Source organism: Halobellus ruber (assembly GCF_014212355.1).
In the GTDB taxonomy this organism is placed as follows: Archaea; Halobacteriota; Halobacteria; order Halobacteriales; family Haloferacaceae; genus Haloquadratum; species Haloquadratum rubrum.
In genome coordinates this window covers 23,836-44,711 of record NZ_JACKXD010000002.1, presented here as the reverse complement: position 1 = coordinate 44,711, position 20,876 = coordinate 23,836, and the positions used below count along the sequence as shown (strand labels likewise).

The following is a 20,876-nucleotide window of genomic DNA, read 5'->3' as shown; positions in this document are numbered from 1 at the left end:
GACGTAGTATAATGGATTACACCCTCACAGGAAAGACGGCACTCATCAGCGGATCGGGTCGAGGAATGGGACGGGCGTCTGCCGAAGCGCTGGCACGAAACGGGGCGGATGTCGTTGTCAACGACATCGACAAGGAAGTGGTGAAGGAGACGGCAGCGGACGTTCGCGACCTCGGCGTCGACGCCATCGGCGTCCCCGCGGACGTAAGCGATGAGGCAGAAGTCGCTGCGATGGTCGAGACGGCGGAAGATGAACTCGGGCCGATCGACGTTCTCGTCAACAATGCAGGCGTGGGCGACGCGGGGCCGTTCACAGACGAGACCAACGACTGGACCTTTGACCACAATTTGGACGTCCACCTGGGCGGGGCACTACACTGTACCCGCGAAGTGGTCGACGGGATGGTAGAGCGGGGATACGGGAAGATAATCAATTTCACATCGATCCACACCAAGAACGGCGTCGGGATGTCACCCGCCTACGACGTTGCGAAGTACAGCCTCCTGGGGTTGACGAAGAGCCTGGCTCTCGAACTCGGGCGGGAGGGGATCCGAGTCAACGCTGTCGCCCCCGGGTGGGCCAACACGAGGCTAACCGACGACTTCAGTGACGCGGTCACAGAGCAAATTCTCGACAACAACCCACTGGGACGGTTCGCTGAACCGGATGAAGTCGCCGACGCGGTTACGTTCCTGGCCTCCCCGGCGAGCGATTACATCAACGGTCACGAACTCCGCGTCGACGGCGGGCAGGTCCCCATCGACAGTTGGCGACTCGATAATCGATGACTACCGTCGGCAGCATCCCGACCGACGGTGCCAACATTTATGTTCAGGCTCCGACCATATCGGTTCGAGACGAGGTTGTGTGAATGACTCGCTCGTGTTCGATGAACCCTCAGTCCTCCACCCACCGTCGGATTTCTGTGACTTCAACGACGAAACGAGAGCTATGATGTACGTACACAGTACGGATACGCGGACGAAGAAACGAGCAAGCACCCGTCCACGGAGACGACAGTGCGCGTAGCATCACTGACCGATGTCGGTGAGATGGAAGTGCGGGATCGAGAACGGCCCGAACCGGGGCCGAACGACGTAGTGGTACGAGTTGGTGCGTGCGGCGTCTGTGCAACGGACCTACACATGTTCCGTGGGTCCTTTGCTGTCGATTTCCCGGCAGTGCTCGGGCACGAAAGCGCTGGAACCATCGTCGAGGTCGGTGACGACGTCGATGGGTTAGCGTCCGGCGACCGCGTCACGGTGAACCCCGTGGTCCCGTGTTACGCCTGCTCGTACTGCAAGCGAGGTGAAACCAACCTCTGTGAGAACGCGGCCTCGATCGGGGGTGCCGGCGATCGCATCCTCGACGGCTCATTCGCCGAGTACGTCCAGGCCCCTGCGGGCAACGTCGAACTGATCGGTGATCTGCCCTTCCGTTATGCGGCGCTCGCCGAACCGCTCGCGTGCTGTATCCACGCCGCTGACCGGAGCGGAGTCGGTCAGGGTGATAGCGTCGCGGTGATCGGAGCGGGGCCGATTGGCCTCCTGCTGTTACAGACACTCAGGAACCGGGGTGCGAGTCCGATCGCGGTGTCGGAACTCAACCCGAAGCGGCGCGAGGTCGCGAAGGGGATGGGCGCCGACCTCGTTGTCGACCCCGAGGCCGGTGATCCCGTCGAGACCATCAGCGAGGAGATCGGCGAAGTCGACGCCGGCATCGAAGTCGTCGGACTGGTCCCGACGATTCAACAGGCGTACGACGTGACCGCCAACGGCGGGACGACACTCATCGTGGGCGTCCCGAAACAGGACGCCACAATGGAGATCAATCCGTTCGACGTTTACTACAACGACCTCGATATCAGGGGCACCTTTGCCCTCACACACGAGACGTTCGAACGAGCAGTGACACTGCTTCAGCACGGCCGTATCGACGCCGAACCACTGGTTACGGAGGAGATCGGTCTCGGAGAGATTCCGTCCGCGTTCGAACGAATGCAGAACAACGACGGGCTCAAAAAAGTCGTCGTCCCGGGTAAGAACGACTGAGCAGTTCGACCGGCCCCCTCGTTCCGACCGTCTCCGGTGAACCGTCCGGTCACGCGTGGCTTACCGAATACCGATCCGCCTCGCGTGTCGAGAGTCCGGCGGTCGTTTTCGCGGACCTGTTTGTTCCCCGGAGTCGGCGAACTCCTCGCCGGTCAGCCGGACACACGTGGGTCTTGAGGCTTCGTTGTTTTCTCGATACGGTCGATTCGAAGGACTGAATCGACGTTTTACTCGACTCGGTTCGCCGGTATAGTAGCGTTTGCAACTGGTTGCACATCCGATCGCACGCCGTCGTGCGATCGAGTGAGCGAAGACTTGCAAACGCTGCTACAGTAACGTTGGTGACATACCTGTCACGGAACCGGGGATGGTGCAAGGTTGCGGCGGACGAGGTCGGCAAGCCCCACTCCCGGGGCGGGGGCGTGAAAGTACTGCGCCCGGCACTGTTACGCCGCCCAGCGGCCCGGAGTTCGACTGCGTTGCTTCACCATCCCACACGGAGGGACGGATGCCGAGCAAACTGCTCGGGGCTCCGGCAACAGCGGAGCGGTAGACGGCTTTCCCGTCGGCTATCGCATCGGTGGGACCGACACGAACACAGCGTATCGGTAGACTCCTGCTGGATAAATACGCTACTCGGGTTACTCGAAGACGTCCTCGGCGAGTTCCGTTTCATCGAACAGGTCGCGGAACGGCTCCGGGACGCGTGCGTCGGTGATCAGAAGGTCGATATCGTCGATCGAGCCGAACTGTCGGAACGTCTGCTCGCCGAACTTTTCGATGACAGTGACGACGACAACTCGGCTGGTTCGAGCCATCACCAGGCGTTTGAGTTCCGCTTCGGACTCGTTCGGGGTTGAAAGTTCCCCGTCCTCGGAGATGCCGTTGACGCCGAGAAAGGCGAGATCGAAATTGGAGTGCCGGATGTAGTTTTCAGCGGCCGGGCCAATCAGCGCCTTCGTTTCATATCGATACTGGCCGCCAGTCAGCTTGACAGTTTCTTCTTCGTTGGCGAGTCGGGAGAGTAACAACGGCGAGTTAGTGACGAAGACGTTCGATAGGTCGTCCGGGACCTTCTTTGCCGCCTGCATCGTCGTCGTGCCTGCGTCGAAGTAGACGACTTGTCCCTCCTGGATCTCCTTGACGGCTCGTTCCCCGATCGGTTGTTTGCGGTCGAGGTTGTGGATGACCCGCTGGTTGAACGGCTGTTCGACGCCGACGTTCGTTACCGGGACGGCGCCACCGTGAGTACGTTCTACGATCCCTCGCTCAGCAAGGTCCGACAAGTCGCGCCTGATGGTCGACGGCGACACCGCAAGCTCCGAGGCGAGTTCCTCGACCGACAACCCATCGTGCTGGGTGACGAGGTCGGCAATGGACCGGCGGCGCTGCTCGGGTGTGGTCATACGACCACAGGACGGGGAGTGAGCGATTGCCGCCTCGGTGCACGTAGCATAGCGCCGCGTACGTGTGACAGTTATTTAATCTTCGCCCCCGTCGGGAACGGGTCTCGCATCCGTCGTGTCCCAGACGTCGTCGACTTCGGCGCCCTCGTGGACGATCCGCATCAGCGCACCGACGGTCCGCTCGGGGTCCGCCGACTTCCAGATGGTCCGTCCGATCATCAGCCCGCGCGCACCGGCGTCCATCGCTCCCTCCACGGATTCGAGCATTCCACGGGTGGTTCCGGTTGCGGCACCGCCGAGGATCATCACCGGAACAGGCGCGTTCTCGACTACCGGCTCGAACGACTCGACACTACCGGTGTACGGCGCCTTCAGGATGTCAGCTCCGAACTCCCACCCCATACGGAGTGCGTCAGCGACGTAGTCCGGGTCCGTCTCCAACTGGTCCGGGATACGTTCGCCCCACATCACGGGTTCGACGACCAACGGGACGTCCGTGCCGCGTAACTCCTCGGCGAGTCGACTGATGTACTCGACGTTCCGACGGAACGTCCCGCTGTCGTCGCGACCGAATACGAGAACCGCCTTCACGCCGACGGGGTCGAGTTCCGTGAGAAACTCCGTGTCGAACGCTGGCGTCCAGATGTCCTGGCCGTGGTCACGACCGGGGCTCGTTGACCAAGTCACTACGTCTGCAGTGAGGACAATGTCGACGTCCGCGGCCTCCAGTCGGTCCGCGTAGTGACGGGCGAAGTGCGGCCCCACGAGAACGGCGTCCGGTTCACCACGTAACACTGTTTCGAGGGTTTCGTTCGGGTCTTCGAAACCTTCGGGTGCCGCAAGGCTGAGTCCGTGGTCCAGAGCCACAACTACGGCGTTCCCCGAATGGGTGTCTAATAGTTCGGTGGTCTTCATTATCTCCAGTTTAGTGACTCAGGTCCTCCTACATAAATCCTCACTCGTTTCGCGGACGTCAGGGTCGCGCGATCAGCGCGATATCGGATGCTACCGCTTATGGCTCATCCTAACGCTTGGATAACTCGGAGGTACAGAGTGATGACGAACCAAGCGAAGGGCCGTGTACTGGTACTCGGGTGATCATCCGCACTGTAGCCTTCAGGGGGCGATACTGTACCCGTTCGCGTCGATCACGAACGGACGGAGTGAAGCAGTACTAACGGTAGCCCCTCGACGGTCGCTCGGATCTCTACGGCGTCCGGGGCATCCGGTAAGACGTGCTCACCAGTCTCGGTCCCTTCGTGCGCCGGGGTAACTGTGTCTTCGGGATGGACACCGATGTCGACGGTGGTTACGACGGGCCCATCTCCGGAACCGGCACTGTCGTCCAGCATCGAACACCGATTCTTCGCAAAACTGCAACCGAACGGGGCCTGCTGCCCGCCAAGGAGATCTATACGGACCTGATTATTTATTAAAATTTACGATTAATTTAACGCTTTTCGTTTCAATATTTAATCCGGCAGCACGGCGCGCGGAATAGTAACGAATCACAATCGCAGTACGCAGTGGGCCGTCGCAAACATGAGTCTGACATACGGCTAATTGTTATTGATTGATTTTAAATTAATTCAACCCATTTTGTGTAGAAATATGCTCCCGTTGGAGCCAATTCGTCACGTGCAGTCAGGGCGGTGTTGGACTGATCGGTGCCGACCGGTGTCAACTGTGTCCTTGTGAATGTGCGTCGGATTTCGGTTCTATTACAATCATATACGTGTAATGGTACGGCGCTCGATTGACGTGGGCCGCGGTTCGCTCGGTCTGCTGCGTCCCGAGAGGTTAGAATGAACTATTTCGTATTAATGATTGTAGTTTGATAAGGTCGTTACGTACCCTGTTAGATTATGAATCGACAGCGGCGTACAGCCGGTCCCGTTGATCGGTGATCCGAATGAGCGTTTTTCCGGACGCAAAGCGGGTTTGAACCCGGTCAAAGGTAGACTGAACAATACCCTGTTGATTGCGGTCGTGACCGGAGATTCGACCCCACTCGGCGCTTATATACCAATTACCTTTTATGTATATGAGAAAAGTACGAAAGCGGAGTAGGCCCGACTACCCACGGGAGTGTCCTGAAAACCATCGTATCGAGAAACTACGAGTGGCACGGATGTTTACCCGGGCCGGTTCAGTGACGGTGAGGGGTGGTTCAACCCGTTTATCACCGCGACAGCCGGCTGCCCGGGATGTAGACGGGGAGCCGATCCACCAGCAATAGGATGAATTCGAGACGGAGATCACAGTTTACAAACAGGCGTAGCGCCCCGGCGACACAGTTAGATCTTAGTGCGACATCGTCGTATCCGATGTCGGAGATCACAACCGATGGCTGACACACAACTGATTCACGAGGACGTACGCACTGCCATCTGCGAGTACGGCCGTCGCCTGCTTGAAGACGACCTGACGACCGGAACCGGCGGGAACCTGAGTGTCCGTCTCGACGCGGATCGGATCGCGATCAGCCCCTCGGGGATCCCGTACGAGGACGTCGAGCCGGCGGACGTGCCGGTCGTCGACGTGGACGGAACCGTCGTCGCTGGCGAGTTGGAGCCGTCGACGGAACTGCCGATGCATCTGGCGGTGTACGAGGAACGCCCGGACGTCGGCGGCGTCGTCCACACCCACTCGCCGTACGCGACCACGTTCGCGTCGCTCGGGGAGCCGATCCCCGCGTCGCATTACTTACTCTCCTTCACCGGCTCGGAGGTGCCGGTCACGGAGTACCGGACGCACGCGACGGAGGCGATCGGGGAGGCGGCAGTCGACGCGCTCGGGGCGGAGTACAACGCGACGCTGCTCCGGAACCACGGGGTACTGACCGCCGACGAGTCGCTCGAGGACGCTTATACGGTCGCGCTGATGGTCGAGTACTGCGCCCGGATCCACCACCAGGCGCGGGCGATCGGGGAGCCGGAGATCCTGCCGGACGAGGAGATCGACCGGCTGAGCCGGAAGATCGACGACTATGGCCAGTAACGGGGGCAGATGAACCACGTCGCGATCGACATCGGGGCCAGCGGCGGGACGGTTTTTCTGGGCACCGTTACCCGCTCGGAGATCGATGTCACGGAAGTACACCGGTTCGAGAACGCGCCGGTGGAGCGCGACGGTCGGTACGTCTGGGACGTCGACGCGCTCGTCGACGGGATGGCCGCCGGCATCGCCGCCGCCGACGGGCGCGTTGAGGAACTCGACACGGTTGGGATCGACACCTGGGGGCTGGACTTCGGGCTGCTATCCGACGGCGAACTCCTGCGGATGCCGACCTCCTACCGCGACCCGGAGGTGACCGCGACGAAGGAGGCGGTGTTCGGGACCGTCGGGAAACGCCGGCTGTTCGAGGCGACCGGGATCTCGAACTGGACGACCCCGAACACGCTGTGGCAGCTCCACACCCTTGCGGACCGGGAGCCGGACCTCCTCGAACGCGCCGACAGGCTGCTCCTGATGCCGCAGCTCCTCTCGACGCTGCTCGGCGGCCGTCCCACCGGGGAAGTGACGATCGCCTCGACCACGCAGATGGTCGACGCGGCCACTCGGTCGTGGGCCACGGACCTTCTCGACGAACTCGGCCTCCCGACCGGGCTGCTGCCCGATCTCGCCGAGTCCGGCGAGTCCCTGGGCCGGGTCCGCGACGAGTACGCGCCGTCGTCGGATCCTGCGCTCGTGACACCGGCGAGCCACGACACCGCCGCCGCGGTCGCGGGGCTCCCGCTTTCCGACGACGCCGCGTTTCTCAACACCGGCTCGTGGTTCATCCTCGGCGTCGAGCGCGAGGAACCGACGTACAGCGACGCGGCGTTCGAGCACTCGTTCTCGAACGAGCTCGGCGCCGAGGGCACGGTTCGGCTGTTGAAGAACATCAACGGGTTCTTTCTCCTCGAGGAGTGCCGGGCGGCGTGGGCCGAGTCCGGGAAGCCGACCGACTACGACCGCCTGCTGTCGGCGGCCGCCGACGCGGAGCCGAGACGCACCATAGTCGACCCGGACGCCGGGGACTTCTCGATCGACGGGTCGATGCCGGAGCAGATCCGGGCGTACGCCGACCGGACCGAGCAGCCGGTCCCGGACGACCAGGGTGCGGTGGTCCGCTGTCTGCTTGACAGCCTCGTCACAAAGACGGCCCTCAGCGTCGATCAGCTGACGGCGGCCGCGGGCACCGACCCCGACCGGATCGTCCTCGGGGGCGGCGGCGTCCGAAACGAGCTGTTCTGTCGGCTCCTCGCCGACGCCACCGCGCGACCGGTCACGATCGGCCCGGTCGAAGCCACCGCGGTCGGCAACCTCCTGACGCAGACGATCGGGGCGGGGACGCTTCCGGACCTCGCGGCCGGGCGGGAACTGGTCGAGGCCTCCTTCCCCTCGACGACGTACGAACCTGGCGGGGGCTGGCCCCGGGCGAAAGAGCAGCTCCGGGCGCTCTCCGGGACCTGATCGCTCGGGATTTTCCGGATCCGAGTTCCGGGCGCTCGCAAACCGTCGTCACCGGGCCGTGTAGCCGCCGTCCATCACGACCGTCGTGCCGGTCATATACGAGGAGGCCTCGGAGGCGAGGTACACCACCAACTCGCGCAGTTCCTCCGGTCGGCCGAGCCGGCCGAGCGGCGTGTTCTCGGTCCAGGTCTCCTCCATCTCGGGGTTGTTTGCGAGCACCTCGTCGACGAGGTCGGTCCGCATATATCCGGGGGCGATCGCGTTCACGCGGACCCCCCGGTCGGCCCACTCGACGGCCAGCGACTTCGTGAGCATCGAGACGCCGGCCTTCGTGGCATTGTAGCTGGCCTGCTTCTGCGGGACGTTGACGTCGAAGGCCGACATCGACGACACGTTGACGATCCGCCCCCGTCCCCGATCGAGCATCCGCCGACCGACGTGTTTGGCACACAGGAAGACGCCGTCGAGGTTGACCGACAGGACCCGCCGCCAGGATTCGAGGCTCGTCCCCTCGGCGGGGCCGTTCTCGACGATACCGGCGTTGTTGACCAGCACGTCGATCGGACCGAGCCGCTCGGTCACCGTCTCCACCATCCCACGGACCGACGCCTCGTCGGTGACGTCGGTCTCGACGGCGATCACCTCGGTCCCGCCGTCGAGTTCGGCGGCCGCCTCGGCCGCCTTCTCGTGGTTCAGGTCGGCGATTGCGACGTCCGCGCCCATCTCTGCGAGGCCCGCCGCCATCTGCCTGCCCAGCCCCTGTGCCGCGCCGGTCACGACGGCCACCTCCCCGTCGAGCGAGAAGCGTTCCAGTAGGCTCATACCCGGGGCGTTCGCCCGCCTCCGAATTAAATCTACGCGCGACGGCCCGGTCGACGGGGCGCCCCCCGTTCCCCGCTTCGGGGCTGGTGAGTCGTGTCCGGAGCCGCCCCGTTCAACTGCGTGCTGCGTGTCACCACGGCTATGCGGATCACGGGCTACGAGCTGTTCGCCGTCCCCCCGCGGTGGCTGTTGCTCAAACTGGAGGCCGACGAAGGGATGGTCGACCGGGGCAGCCCGATCCTGGCGAGCGCGCTCGCGGGGATCGATCACGCCCTGTGGGAATCAAGGGCCGACAGTACGGCGCCCCGATCCACGAACTGCTCGGCGGTCACGTCCGCGACCGGTTACTGGTCTACCAGCGGCTCGGCAGCGACTCCCCCGAGGACGTCCCCGACGCCGCCCGACAGGGCTCCGACAGGGGTTACCGCGCGTTCAAGCTCAACTTCGCACAGGAGTTTCGGGCGCTGGAGCCCGCGGGATCAGCGAACTCCGGAAGATCGCGTCGCTGGCGGAGTCGTTCGACGCCGCCGTCGTTCCGTACTGTCCGCTGGGTCCGGTCGCCTTCGCGGCGAGCCTCCAGGTCGGGTTCTGCTCGGGGAACGTCGTGATGCAGGAACGGGACTTGGAACTCCACGATCCGGTGTCCAGCGAACGGTTGGCGCTGCTGGGAGACCCACACACCTTCGAGTTCGGGGGAGGACACGTCGAGCGACCGGACCCGGGCTGGGGATCGAGTGCGAAGTCTGAACTCGAATTCACAATTTTAGTACTATTTTCTTATTAAATATTAAAACTACTACTCGTCCAAATGCCGCCCGACTGATCCGATCACGTCATCCCCTTCCGGGATTTTGACCTCCAATGCTCTTTTCAGCGAAACGACAATATCGTAATATATTAGCTTCTATATGTACCTTCGATTCCGAAGTCGAACACCACGCACGGAAATCTCAACCTCGTACGCTGCATCGGCTCGCGCCGGGACCATATGGGCATAGGCGTCCAACCCGCGACCGATAGCGGAGTCGCGCCGAACCGGCACCGCCGAGCGTTTTCCGCACGTTTAACAGCGAGGGTCGTCTCCAACCGGGATGTGAACCGACCGAGTCGACGCGCGGTGATCGCGACGCTCGCCGCCGTCCTCGGCGCTGCCGTCGGAATCGCCGGGGTCGGCCACCTCTACCTCCGACGCTGGCGGCGAGCCGTGACTTGGTTCGCAGTCGTCGTCGGGGCGACTGCGGCCCTGCTCGTCGCCTTCGTGCTCCCGGGAATGGGCGGGCTCGGCGACCCCAGTGCGGTCGCCGCGATCGAGCCCTCGTCGCTTCCCAACGTTGTCGTTTGGCCGGTGTTCGCGCTGCTGCTCCTCAGCACGCTCGACGCCCACCGGCTCGCAAACGCCCCGCCGGTGACGGGTGGCGACCACCCGGCGTGTCCGTCCTGCGGGAAGGAGCTCGACCGCGAACTCGACTTCTGTCCGTGGTGTACGGCGGAACTGGAGTGGGTCGACCCCGACGCCGACGAGGGAGCGGCTGACGGGCCGACTGAGTGACCGCTACTTCTCGATGATGCTCTCCTCGACGGCCTCGCCGAAGTGCCGGGCGGTGCGCTCGTAGAACAGCAACACCTCGTCGCCGGCTTCAAGATCGGTCACTGCGGTCCGGCCCTCCCGGGTATGGATCTTGATCGTCTCGGCGTTCTGGAGCAGCGTCTCCACCCGGTCGCCGTCGATCTCGGCCTCGATCCGGAACATCGGCCGCTTTTCGATCTTCACGCGGCCGACGACCGCCTCCCGGGTCCCGCCGTCGCTGTCGACGATCTGGACCTCGTCGCCGCTCCGAAGTTCCGAGAGGTAGGTGGTCCCGCCGCCGGGAGTCCGGGCGTAGGCGTGGACCGCGCCGGCGTTCACCCGGAACGGCCGGGAGGCGACGTACGGCGACTCGGCGGTCTCGGCGTGGACGAAGAACAACCCGCGGCTCATACTCCCGACCAGCATACCCTCGTCGTGCTCCATCAGGCTCCCGGTGTCGACGCAGACGCGGTCGGCCATCCCCGCGCGTTCGACGTCGGTCACGGTCGCCCACTGGAGGTCGAGCGTCTCGCGTTCGGCGTCGTCGCGCACCTCGACGGTCCGTCTGATCTCGTCGGGGTCGTCGGAGTCGAGCAGCACGCCGTCGGCGCCGATCTCCAGCGTCTCGAAGGCGGTCTCGGCCTCCTCAGCGGAGGTAACGCCCGCGATCAGGTCGGTCTCCTCGCCGATCCGCGCGATCAGGTTCTCGAGTGGGATGATGGTCCAGTCCTCCCCGATCACGATGGTGTATTCCGCGTCGGCAGCGGCCGCCTCGGCGAAGGCCTCGTACTCCTCGGAGAGGATCCGGACGTACGCGCCCTCCGCTCTGTTGTCCTCCCGACGGAGGGTGGTGAGGTCCGCCGACCCCGCGAAGTCCGAAGGGAGGTCGACGGTGCCGTCGCCCTCGCCGTCCTTGCCGACGACGGACGCGTCAGGCTCGGCGTCGTCGCCGAGGTCCTCGGCGCTCACGGGGCCGTCGTCACTTCCGCCCGCCCCGCCGACGTCGTCGATGAGCGCCGTGTCCTCCGTGCGGAACGCGGCGACCGAGACGTCCCCGAGGTCTCGGACGCGGCCGACGTCGGCTTCGTCGACGAGTACCCAGTCGACGCCCGCCTCCAGTCCCGCGGTGATCCGTCGCTTCCGTGCCTCCCAGTCGCCGACCGTGTCGTCGGCCTTCAGCCAGACGCTTCGCGTCATCTTGTGGGTGCAACTCGACCGGCGCGCTTGAACGTGGCGACTCTGGGAAGGGTTGCCGGGGACGGGCGGGATAATTCAAATACAGATAGATTCATCAAGACTGGTGCAGAGACGACCTTGGAAGCCCCACCCGACGGTTAATGCCCGATCTGCCATCGCTTGTCCGGGTCCGGTCGGCGCCAGCCGGAGAGAGTGAGCGTTTTACGCGTCGGCCGTCTCCATCGGGTATGATCGATCCGGCCGACCTCTCCGTGACGCTCGTCGACGGCTACGTCGACGAGCCGGCGCATTTCGGCGTGCCGCCGTACGTCTCCACGTACCCGCGGTTCACGGCCGGAGCCCTCGTCGACGCCGGCGTCCCCGAGCGCAACGTCACCTACCACACGATCGACGAACTCCGCGAGGATCGGGGCAAGTGGGCCGACGTCGCCGACGCCGACCTGTTCGTCTACATCGGCGGAATGACCGTCCCCGGGAGCTACGTGGGCGGCACCCCTGCCGAACCCGACGAGGTTCGGGAACTCGCGTGGGCCGCGGAGGGCGTGTCGGTGATGGGTGGCCCGATCCGGTTCGGGGTCGGCGAGGAGAACGCCGGCGCCCAGGAGATGGAGCGCCGGGACCTCGACTACGACTTCCTCGCGATGGGCGACATCGAGGCCGCGGCGTACGACCTCGTCGACAACGGCCTGGAGGGCTTCGAGAACCGGTATCGGAGCAACGACGAACTCGACCGATGGGCCGAACGCGGCGCGTTCGTGGTGGAACACCACCCCAACCACCCGGACTACCTGATCTGCGAACTCGAAACCTCCCGGGGGTGTGCCTACCGGTGTTCGTTCTGTACGGAGCCGATGTACGGCGACCCCGCGTTCCGGCCGCCGGGGTCCGTCGTCGACGAGGTCGACGCGCTCTCGGATCGCGGCGTCCGCCACTTCCGGCTGGGCCGGCAGGCCGACATCCTCGCGTACGGCGGCGACGGCGAGGCGCCGAACCCCGACGCGCTCCGCCGGCTCTACGACGGAATCCGCGAGGTCGCGCCCGACCTCGAAACCCTGCACCTCGACAACATGAACCCCATCACGGTGGTAAAGTGGCCCGAGAAGGCCAGGGAGGGGATCCGGATCATCGCCGAGCACAACACCCCCGGCGACACCGCCGCGTTCGGGCTCGAATCCGCGGACCCGGTGGTCCAGGATGAAAACCACCTCAACGTCACCGCCGACGAGTGTTTCGAGGCCGTCCGGATCGTCAACGAGGAGGCGGGATGGCGGCCGGGCGAGGATCCGGCCGAGGCCCCGACACACGGCGATAGCGAGGCGCCACGCGCCTCGAACGCGAGCGGTGGAGCCGCGAGCGACACCGCGAACCGACTCCCCAAACTCCTGCCCGGCATCAACCTGCTGCACGGCCTCAACGGCGAGCGCGAGGAGACCTTCGAGCACAACAAACGGTTCCTCCAGCGGGTCTACGACGCGGGGCTGATGCTCCGCCGGATCAACATCCGGCAGGTGATGGCGTTCGAGGGCACCGAGATGGCGGAGGCGGGCGCTGACATCGCGATCGACCACAAAAAGCGGTTCAAGCAGTACAAACGCGAGGTTCGCGAGGAGATCGACCGCCCGATGCTCCGGCGGGTGGCGCCCGTCGGGACGGTGCTGCCCGACGTCCACCTGGAGTACCACGAGGACGGCCGGACGTTCGGCCGACAGCTCGGCACCTACCCGCTTTTAGTCGGGATACCCGGCGAACGCGACCTCGGTCGTGCGATCGACGTCGCCGTCGTCGACCACGGCTACCGGTCGGTCACCGGCGTGCCATATCCGCTGGACCCCAACGCCGCCTCGATGGACGAACTCACCGCGATCCCGGGCATCGGCAGCAGCACCGCCGGCGACATCGTGGTCAACAGGCCGTACGACTCCGCCGCTGCGGTCCCGAGCCCCGAGGTCGACTTCACTGCCTTCACTGGGGGCGCCCGGAACGACGGGCGGCCGAACGCCGAGTAGGGGCTACACTTCCTCTTCGATCACTTCGCCCACCGCGAAGTTCGATTTGACCTCGGTGACCTCGATCTTCACCCGTTCGCCGACCTCGGTGTCGGGGACGATGATGACGTACCCCCGCTCGACGCGGGCGATGCCGTCGCCCTGCTTGCCGATGTCTTCGATCTCGACGTACCGGAGTTCGCCGGGTTCGACCGGGGGTTGCGGCTCCGAGGTCGGCCCCTCGGCGTCTGCGGGTTCCGAGGACGATTCGACAGCACGGGAGATGAGAGCGACGCGGTACGTTTCGCCGGGGTCGATCGACCCGGTCTCGACCTCGCGTTTCGGTATCTCCACGACGTACCGGTCGTCCTCGTCGCGGACGTCCGCGTTGAACAGACACAGGAGTTTATCTGAGATTTCCACCGTGAGACCTCCGCCGGAACGTCTCGGGCGAGCAATAAAGTAGTACCGCCCGTTCGGCGGGGCTGACACACGAGATCGGCCCGTACGGTCAGCCGAAGTCGCCGAAGGTCGTCTGCAACCCCGCCGCCATCGTCGACTTCCGGCGGAGCGTCGCAAGCGACACCGGGACGTGCGCTACGACCCCGCGGAGCGCCGCGTCGAACGTCTCGGCGGTGCCGTAGGTGTCGGTATCGAAGGCGTCACGGACGGCTTCCCGGACCTGCCAGACCCCGACCGGCCCCCAGTAGTCCTCCGAGACGTGCCGGACCACCAGCGCCTTGGCCTGCCGGCCGCGATCGGCGAGGTGTTCGAGGACGCCCAACCGGGCGGCGTGGTACGCCCCCGCGGTCTCCTCGACGTAGCCGGTACGGCCCTCCGAACCCTCCCGGTCGGCCGCGAGGTACATCCCCGCCTCGGGGTCGGGGTTCCAGACGCTGCCGGGCGCCTTCAGCTCCACCAGCTCGTACTCCCACTCGCCGGGCGCGAGCAGGACCCAGAAGGCGTTGCCGAGGAACTCGTTGCGGTGGACCTCGACTTCGTCGATCCCCGGGTTGGTGCGGATCCGCCCGCGGAGGTACTTGCCGACGGTGTCGTCGACGGCGGTGATCGACCACCGGGTGGGGACCAGCCGCCGCTGGTCGGTCCGTCCCAGCGCGCCCGCCGACAGGATGGTGTTGACGTCGTAGACGTCGAAGCCGCGCCGGTAGAGGTAGGTGATCGCCCCCTCGGCGTTCCAGTCGTCGTCCTCGAGGGTCTTCTCGACGGGCCGTGGGACGTGGGGGTTCTCCGCGAGTTCCGCGGAGGTGGCACGGGCCCGCGGCCCGACGGGGGTCGCGACGTCGTCGACGCCGGGATCGAGGTCGACGTCCGGGCGCTCGTCGAGTCCGATCTCGACGGTCACGGGGCGGTCCGCGATCGCGACCTCGCGTTGGGTGCCCAGGAAGCCGGTCCAGGAGTCGGCGACGCTCGTCACCTCCTGGGGTCGCGTCGAGTTCAGAAGCGAGGTTCGCCGCGCGAACACCTCGGAGATCGACACGCCCTCGTCGTACCACGCGCCGGAGGTCTCGAACTGCGCGGCGTCCTCGTCGTGGCCGACGGGCGAGAGCACGCCGGTCGAGACGCGGGGGTAGTTGGCGGTGCCGACGAAGATCGACGGCGAGACGCCGCCGTACAGCGAGTCGCCCTGCAGCGTCTCCTCGAAGCGGTCCTGAAACGTTTCCAGATGGTCAAGGATGTCGTAGGACTTCTCCTCGGCGAGCCGCCGACGCTCCGCCCGCTCGTTGCGTTCGAGGTCGACGTACTCGTCCAGCTTCATCGCATCGGTATGGGGAAACGACGGATATCATAATGTCGGTCGGATCTGCGAGCCGATTTCGGTGCCGACAGAATGATACCCGGTGAGGCTGAGTGCCAGGACGATGCCCTCCACCGACGTCGACCCGCCGCAGGACGCTCGCGTAGTGGCTCAGCAGTACCTCAGATACGAACGCCCCCTGACCGGGCTCGTCGTCGTCGTTCTCACGCTCGCGTTCCTCGGGGCGTACCTGGCGACGTCGCTGGTCCCGGCTGTCGCCGTCGGCGCAGGACTGCTCGTGGTCGTTCGGGCACCGCTTCTCAGTCCCAGCGGGACCGTGCGGCTCGAAACCGACGACGATCCCGGGGCCGTCGTCGACGCCTTCACCGGGCCGACACCGCCGGTGCTCGCGTTCCAGTGGGGCATCGCGGACGACATCTCCGTCGGCGAGGAGGGCGTCACGTACCGCATCTCGTATCTGTTCGGCTTGCGGTCGGTGGAGATGACGGTCCAAGCGCGGACGGGCGCCGCCGACGACGGGCGGACCGTCGAGCTCGAAGTCGCCGCGAACGGACAACCGTGGTCGACGTACACCGTCGATGTGTTCCCACGCGACGGCGGGACGGCGGTCGAGTACGAGTACACCGCCGACCGGCGCTTCGGGCTGCGGCGACTGCCGCAGCGGTTCGTCGTCCGCCGGTACCGCGACGAGGCGCTCGCGGCACAGGGCTACACCGTCGTCAGCCGCGACGGGAACCTCGGGATGTAGCGACCGCGTCGTCGGGGACGGTGGCACCTGCCGGTCCGACGGCCACGCCGTCGGCGCGGCCGCAGCGGGCGCGACCCGCTCACTCCCCGTCGTCGATCCGGACCACCAGGATCGGGGTGTCGGCGTTCTCGACGACCCGTTCGGTGACGCTACCGAGGTTCGCGAGCTTGTCCCTCCCCGACCGGCCGTGGGTCCCCATCACGACGAGGTCGACCGGCGTCTCCGCGGCGTATTCGAGGATCACCCGGGAGGGGACCCCGTCGCGTACGGCGGTGGTGCAGTCGACGCCCGCCGCAGCGGCCCCATCGGCGACGCGGTCGACCGCCGCCTCCGCGTCGTTTCGCATCGACGCTTTCAGCCCGGACTTCTGGTCCTCGTCGGCCGCGAGGTAGAGCCGCCGGTCGACAACCGAGAGCGCGTGGATGGTGGCGTCCCGCCCCCTGGCGATCTCGACTGCGTGCGAAAGCGCCTGTTCCGTGCCGTCGCTGCCGTCCGTCGGAAGCAGGATCCGGTCGTACATCTCGGCTCCGACTTCGCGGAGTATCTATTTCAATTGTCCCCCACCGTCGACAGGGTATTGTCGCCGCCGCCCGGACGGGAGGTATGTGCACGTTGACGCTCGGGTGGCGCGTTGTCGACGACGCGCCGGTCGTCGTGGCCGCGAACCGCGACGAGCGCCTGGGTCGACCGTCGGAGCCGCCGGCCGTGATCGAGGGCGATCCGTCCGTGCTCGCGCCGCGGGACGCGGAGGCCGGCGGGACCTGGATCGGCTACAACGAATACGGCCTCCTCGCCGCGATCACGAACCGGTGGGTCGACGTGCCGGACGGCGGCGAGCGCTCCCGCGGACTCCTGGTCCGCGACGTGCTCGGGGCCGCGTCGACCCACGAGGCCCGCGGAATCCTCGACGACGCGCTCGCGGCCGACACCTACGACGGATTCAATCTGGTCGTCGCCGAGCGCGGCGGCCCGACCACGCCCGGCGACCCGACCGCGATCTACGCCGAGTGGGACGGCACGCTCGACGTCCGGCGGCTCGATCCGGGCGTCCACGTCGTCGTCAACGTCGGCATCGACGGGGAGTACTTCGAGCCCGAGCGCGACCCAGACCGCGGGGTCGAACAGGCGGGGAACGCGACGCGACTCCGGGAGGCACTTGCCCCCGAACCCGGGGAGCCGGTGTCGGCGTGGCGCGCCCGTGCGGCTGACGCCCTCGGGAATCACGACTACGGCGTCTGCGTCCACGACCCCGACCGCGGGTTCGGCACCCGGTCGTCGTCGTTGTTCACGCTGTTTGCCGACGGCACCGCCGACGTCCGGTTCGCCGACGGACCGCCGTGTGAGACGGCGTTCCGCCGGGTCGAAGGGCAGGTTTAAACGACTCCACAAGCCACATAGAGGTATGAGCGCGAGCGCTGCCGAGGCCGACCTCTCGGAGGACGAACGCGAAGGGCTGGAACTCATCCGGGAGACGGGTGGGATCCACCAGAGCGACTTCTGGAAGGAGTTGGACATCTCCTCGCGGAAGGGCAGCCGGATCGCCGAGACGCTCGCCTCCCAGGGGCTCATCGAGCGGGAGGAGACCGTCTACGACGGCCACAACACCTACCACCTGGAGCCGGCGGCCCGGGATCTGGAGTTCGGGCTGTTGATGGCTGGGGATATGCTCTCGCCATTTATCGGCGAAGAGGAGGTCAACCACAACAGCGACGCCTTCTCCCAGTGGCTGATGAACCTCGCATACGAGGAGTATTGACGCCGCGAGGGGCCGTCGCGGGGACGCGTTCAGCCGGCCGGATCGACGAACTCGATTCCCGTGATCTCGAATCGGGCGCCGCCGTCGGCACGACACCCCACCTGTGGGTGTCCGCGACCTGCCGAACGACCGCGAGCCCCGATCCCGTGCCGTGGTCGCTCGTCGAATACCCGCCCCGGAAGATCCGCTCGCGGTCCCCCGCGGGGACGCCGATCCCGTCGTCCTCGACGTAGAGTCCGGCGCCGTCGGGCAGCCTGCCGACGCGAACCGTGATCTCGCCGTCGTGCTCGACAGCGTTCCGAAACAGGTTCTCGAAGAGTTGTGGCAGTCGGGTCCGCGAGCCCGTGATCCGGGCGTCGGTTTCGACGAGGCGTACGTACCCGGTCGGTACGAACGACCGGCAGTCGGTCGCCGTTTCGGGGGTGGAGACGCTCCCGGTTCCCGCCGTGTCGGCGCCCGTCGTGCGAACCCGGGCGAACGGAGCTCCTCGGCCAAAACCGGCTCGCCGCGCTCGTCGACGGTGTCCCACGCCGGATCGTCGTCGGTCCGCTCGGAGATCTCCGCGTTCGTCAGGACGAGTGCGTCCTCCGCCCGCCCGTTAGCACGCGTGATCCGCCCGGAAGGATCGAGAAGCGTCACGCCGACCGGGAAGGCCTCAAAGAGCGTCGAAACGAGCCCGTCCGGATCCCGGGTTCCCGGTTAGCGTCCTTCCGTGCAGGACGGTGGCAATCGACACCACCGTCTCGGTGGGAAGTACGCCGGTCGGAGCCGAGAAATCGGCTACTGATCGGGGGGTTGTCGGGCCACTGCTGGGGTCGCGTCGCTCGAAGCGTAGCTGGCGACGCCCGGGCCGGCCGCCGAGTACCATAGCCGACAGAACTATCTTCGCCCTCAGTAACCGCGTAGGTGTTGAAGATCAAATCGTCCAGGGTCTCCCAAGTGACTGGGGATTCAGGGTGGCGGGTCGGGACGATCGCGGCCGGATGGTTCCTGCTCCTGTTCGTCGGTGCGTATCTGATCACTCCGGCGAGCGTCCTCACGCTCGTGATGGCCGACCTCGGCGTCACCGAGGCGACGGCCGCCGCGTTGGTCTCGATGCCGCAGGTCACCGCGACGGTGATCGGGGTTCCCGTCGGGATCTATCTCGACCGCGTCAGGACCCGTGCGGTCATTCCAGCCGCGGCTGTGATCCTCTTTCTCGGCAGCGTCGGCGATTGGATCGCCGCGAGCGGTGGCGACGTGACCCTGCTGGTCGGGTCGCGCCTGGTTGCCGGCCTCGGGATGTTCGTGCTGTGGGTCGTCAGCATCAACGTGGCCGCGAGCACGTTCCCGCCCGCCCGGCGGGCGACGGCGACGTCGGTGATCATCTCGGGGTACCCCGCCGGCTACGCGCTCGGCCAACTCGGGGCGCCGCTCCTCGCGGGGAGCGTCACCTGGCCAGGGGTGTTCCCCGTGTTCGGCGGCGCGGTCCTGCTGCTGTCGGTCGTGCTCTACGTCGTCGTCGGCCGGGTCTCGCGGTTCCAAACCTCGACGAAGCCCATCTCGCGAGCCGGCTTCGAGCGGGTGGTGCGAAACCGGGACGTGTGGATGGTCGTCGTGATCACGACGCTCGGCTACTCGCTGTATATGGTGTTCAACTCGTGGATGCCGACGTACATCACGCGTCGGTTCGGCATCTCGCTGGCGGAGAGCGGCGCGTTCGTGGCGCTGTTTCCCGCCGTGGGGATCCTCGCCCGACCCACCGGCGGGTTGGTCTCGGATACGGTCCTGGGCCAGCGACGCCGACCCGTGTTCGCCGCCTCGTTCGGCGGGGCAACCGTGCTGGCGGTCGCGATGTTCTACAGCGCGACGATCGGGCTCCTGGTCGCGATGCTCGTCGTCGCGGGGGTGTTCATCCAGCTACAGATCGGGCTGCTGTACCAGTCGGTACAGGAGTTCGTCGATCCGAGCGCCGCCGTGACGGCCGTGTCGCTCGCGAGCGTCGCCGGATGGCTGGGGTCGTTTCTCGCCCCGGTCGTTGCCGGCGAGTTGGTTGCCAGAGCCGGGTCGTACACCCCACTGTTCGGGTTTGCGGTCGTCCTCGGCGTGGTCGGCGTGGTCACCGTCTGGCTGATGACCGAATCCGGCGGACTCACCCCGGCAGCCTGAGCGGACCCCCGGCCACAGCGGCGTGAGGATGACGCCACTCGGAGTGCTTCCGTACCGGGCCCGAACTGCGGGCATCGCTACCCGTCCGTAGCGGGTTACGTGAGCCGTCGGGCGTCGATCCGGGGGGTACCGGACCGGTGCCGTCGGGGAGGATCCGAGAACTCCCCGGGCCGTGAACTTACTCCTCGGCGTCGCCGTCCGCGTCCTCGGCGTCGCCCTCCTCCTCGTCGGCCGGTTCGAGGTCGTTTTCGGCGATGTACTCGGCGATGTCGTCGTTGTCGAGTTCGACGAACGACTCCGAGTCGGCCCCGATCGTCGCCACGTCGACGCCCTCGGTTTCGAGTTCGTTGTCGTTGGCCGACGCGATCGCCCGCAGCGCCAGCCCGACGCCGTCGTCGAGGCTCAGGTCGTCGTGGTAGTTCTCCTCTAAGTGCTCCTGGATGTCGCTGCGATCCGCGCCGATCGAGACCGCCTTCCACTCGTATGGGGTCCCGGAGGGGTCGGTCTCGTAGAGCCGCGGGTCGCCGTTCTCGACGCCGCCGACGAGCAGCGCCACGCCGAACGGCCGGGCGCCGCCGACCTGGGTGTACTGCTGGATGTGGTCGGTGATGTTCTTCGTGAGCGTCTCGACGCCGACCGGTTCGCCGTACCGCAGCCGGTTGACCTGCGCCTGCCGCCGCGCGAAGTCGATGAGCTGGCGGGCGTCGGCGACGTGGCCCGCCGAGGCGATCCCGGCGTGGTCGTCGGCTTTGTGAATCTTCTCGACGCTCGTCGGCTCCATCAGCGGGGAGCGCGACCGCTTGTCGGCCGCGAGGACGACTCCCTCGGCGGTCCGGACGCCGACGCTCGCGGTGCCGCGCTTGACCGCCTCGCGGGCGTATTCCACCTGGTAGAGCCGACCGTCGGGTGAGAAGATCGTGATTCCACGGTCGTATGCCTGCTGTTGGGCTTGTCCCTGCAT

The 20,876-nt window shown here is 66.1% G+C and carries 20 protein-coding genes; 11 read left to right on the top strand and 9 right to left on the bottom strand.

What is annotated here, in order from left to right:
* Positions 1-11 precede the first annotated feature (11 nt).
* Positions 12-788, top strand: coding sequence for an SDR family NAD(P)-dependent oxidoreductase (locus H5V44_RS05235; protein WP_185192085.1), 777 nt, complete (start codon positions 12-14; stop codon positions 786-788).
* Positions 789-1,019: 231 nt separating this feature from the next.
* Positions 1,020-2,051 carry a zinc-dependent alcohol dehydrogenase family protein gene (locus tag H5V44_RS05230; RefSeq protein WP_185192084.1) on the top strand — a complete coding sequence of 344 codons (1,032 nt, stop codon included), beginning with the start codon at positions 1,020-1,022 and terminating at the stop codon, positions 2,049-2,051.
* Positions 2,052-2,692: 641 nt separating this feature from the next.
* On the opposite strand, the gene glpR is transcribed toward H5V44_RS05230, so the two are convergent.
* Both glpR and H5V44_RS05220 read right to left on the bottom strand, forming a co-directional pair.
* Entirely contained in the window at positions 2,693-3,457 is a 765-nt protein-coding gene (gene glpR / locus H5V44_RS05225) for an HTH-type transcriptional regulator GlpR (protein WP_185192083.1), read from the bottom strand.
* Between the two features lie 75 nt (positions 3,458-3,532).
* A complete protein-coding gene (locus H5V44_RS05220) occupies positions 3,533-4,372 on the bottom strand; it encodes a class I fructose-bisphosphate aldolase (RefSeq protein WP_185192082.1) in 840 nt (279 codons plus the stop codon).
* A 1,431-nt stretch (positions 4,373-5,803) separates the two neighbouring features.
* On the opposite strand from H5V44_RS05220, the gene H5V44_RS05215 reads away from it, so the two are divergent.
* Together H5V44_RS05215 and H5V44_RS05210 are read left to right on the top strand one after the other, a co-directional pair.
* Entirely contained in the window at positions 5,804-6,457 is a 654-nt protein-coding gene (locus tag H5V44_RS05215; protein ID WP_185192081.1) for a class II aldolase/adducin family protein, read from the top strand.
* Between the two features lie 9 nt (positions 6,458-6,466).
* Entirely contained in the window at positions 6,467-7,915 is a 1,449-nt protein-coding gene (locus tag H5V44_RS05210; protein WP_185192080.1) for a rhamnulokinase, read from the top strand.
* A gap of 48 nt (positions 7,916-7,963) precedes the next feature.
* Here the strand turns inward: H5V44_RS05210 and H5V44_RS05205 are convergent, their stop codons facing one another.
* Entirely contained in the window at positions 7,964-8,737 is a 774-nt protein-coding gene (locus H5V44_RS05205; RefSeq protein ID WP_185192079.1) for an SDR family NAD(P)-dependent oxidoreductase, read from the bottom strand.
* Positions 8,738-8,864: 127 nt separating this feature from the next.
* Between H5V44_RS05205 and H5V44_RS05200 the strand changes: the two genes are divergently transcribed.
* Positions 8,865-9,521 carry an enolase C-terminal domain-like protein gene (locus H5V44_RS05200; protein WP_343067688.1) on the top strand — a complete coding sequence of 219 codons (657 nt, stop codon included), beginning with the start codon at positions 8,865-8,867 and terminating at the stop codon, positions 9,519-9,521.
* A 309-nt stretch (positions 9,522-9,830) separates the two neighbouring features.
* A complete protein-coding gene (locus H5V44_RS05195; RefSeq protein WP_185192078.1) occupies positions 9,831-10,286 on the top strand; it encodes a DUF7575 domain-containing protein in 456 nt (151 codons plus the stop codon).
* Between the two features lie 3 nt (positions 10,287-10,289).
* Here the strand turns inward: H5V44_RS05195 and H5V44_RS05190 are convergent, their stop codons facing one another.
* Positions 10,290-11,501: a 3-dehydroquinate synthase II gene (locus tag H5V44_RS05190; protein WP_185192077.1), complete on the bottom strand. Its 1,212-nt coding sequence runs from the start codon at positions 11,499-11,501 to the stop codon at positions 10,290-10,292.
* Between the two features lie 227 nt (positions 11,502-11,728).
* Here H5V44_RS05190 and H5V44_RS05185 point away from each other — a divergent pair, with 227 nt between their 5' ends.
* Complete coding sequence (locus H5V44_RS05185; protein WP_185192076.1) at positions 11,729-13,507, top strand: radical SAM protein; 1,779 nt, start codon at positions 11,729-11,731, stop codon at positions 13,505-13,507.
* Positions 13,508-13,510: 3 nt separating this feature from the next.
* Here H5V44_RS05185 and H5V44_RS05180 read toward each other — a convergent pair whose 3' ends face one another.
* Complete coding sequence (locus H5V44_RS05180) at positions 13,511-13,909, bottom strand: TRAM domain-containing protein (protein WP_185192075.1); 399 nt, start codon at positions 13,907-13,909, stop codon at positions 13,511-13,513.
* Positions 13,910-13,997: 88 nt separating this feature from the next.
* Positions 13,998-15,263, bottom strand: coding sequence for a DNA repair protein NreA (nreA, locus tag H5V44_RS05175; protein WP_185192074.1), 1,266 nt, complete (start codon positions 15,261-15,263; stop codon positions 13,998-14,000).
* Positions 15,264-15,366: 103 nt separating this feature from the next.
* On the opposite strand from nreA, the gene H5V44_RS05170 reads away from it, so the two are divergent.
* Positions 15,367-16,011 (top strand): hypothetical protein, encoded by a 645-nt coding sequence (locus H5V44_RS05170; protein WP_185192073.1) that lies wholly within the window; start codon positions 15,367-15,369, stop codon positions 16,009-16,011.
* Positions 16,012-16,090: 79 nt separating this feature from the next.
* On the opposite strand, the gene H5V44_RS05165 is transcribed toward H5V44_RS05170, so the two are convergent.
* The gene (locus H5V44_RS05165) at positions 16,091-16,531 is read right to left on the bottom strand and encodes a universal stress protein (protein ID WP_185192072.1); all 441 of its coding nucleotides are present in this window, start codon (positions 16,529-16,531) and stop codon (positions 16,091-16,093) included.
* An 83-nt stretch (positions 16,532-16,614) separates the two neighbouring features.
* Between H5V44_RS05165 and H5V44_RS05160 the strand changes: the two genes are divergently transcribed.
* Both H5V44_RS05160 and H5V44_RS05155 read left to right on the top strand, forming a co-directional pair.
* A complete protein-coding gene (locus H5V44_RS05160; RefSeq protein ID WP_185192071.1) occupies positions 16,615-17,388 on the top strand; it encodes an NRDE family protein in 774 nt (257 codons plus the stop codon).
* A gap of 25 nt (positions 17,389-17,413) precedes the next feature.
* A complete protein-coding gene (locus tag H5V44_RS05155; protein ID WP_185192070.1) occupies positions 17,414-17,767 on the top strand; it encodes a helix-turn-helix transcriptional regulator in 354 nt (117 codons plus the stop codon).
* Here the strand turns inward: H5V44_RS05155 and H5V44_RS17945 are convergent.
* Positions 17,706-18,296 (bottom strand): sensor histidine kinase, encoded by a 591-nt coding sequence (locus H5V44_RS17945; protein WP_343067687.1) that lies wholly within the window; start codon positions 18,294-18,296, stop codon positions 17,706-17,708. The genes H5V44_RS05155 and H5V44_RS17945 overlap by 62 nt on opposite strands.
* Before the next feature lie 410 nt (positions 18,297-18,706).
* On the opposite strand from H5V44_RS17945, the gene H5V44_RS05145 reads away from it, so the two are divergent.
* Positions 18,707-19,915, top strand: coding sequence for an MFS transporter (locus H5V44_RS05145; RefSeq protein WP_343067686.1), 1,209 nt, complete (start codon positions 18,707-18,709; stop codon positions 19,913-19,915).
* A 178-nt stretch (positions 19,916-20,093) separates the two neighbouring features.
* On the opposite strand, the gene psmA is transcribed toward H5V44_RS05145, so the two are convergent.
* Positions 20,094-20,876, bottom strand: coding sequence for an archaeal proteasome endopeptidase complex subunit alpha (gene psmA, locus H5V44_RS05140; protein ID WP_185192069.1), 783 nt, complete (start codon positions 20,874-20,876; stop codon positions 20,094-20,096).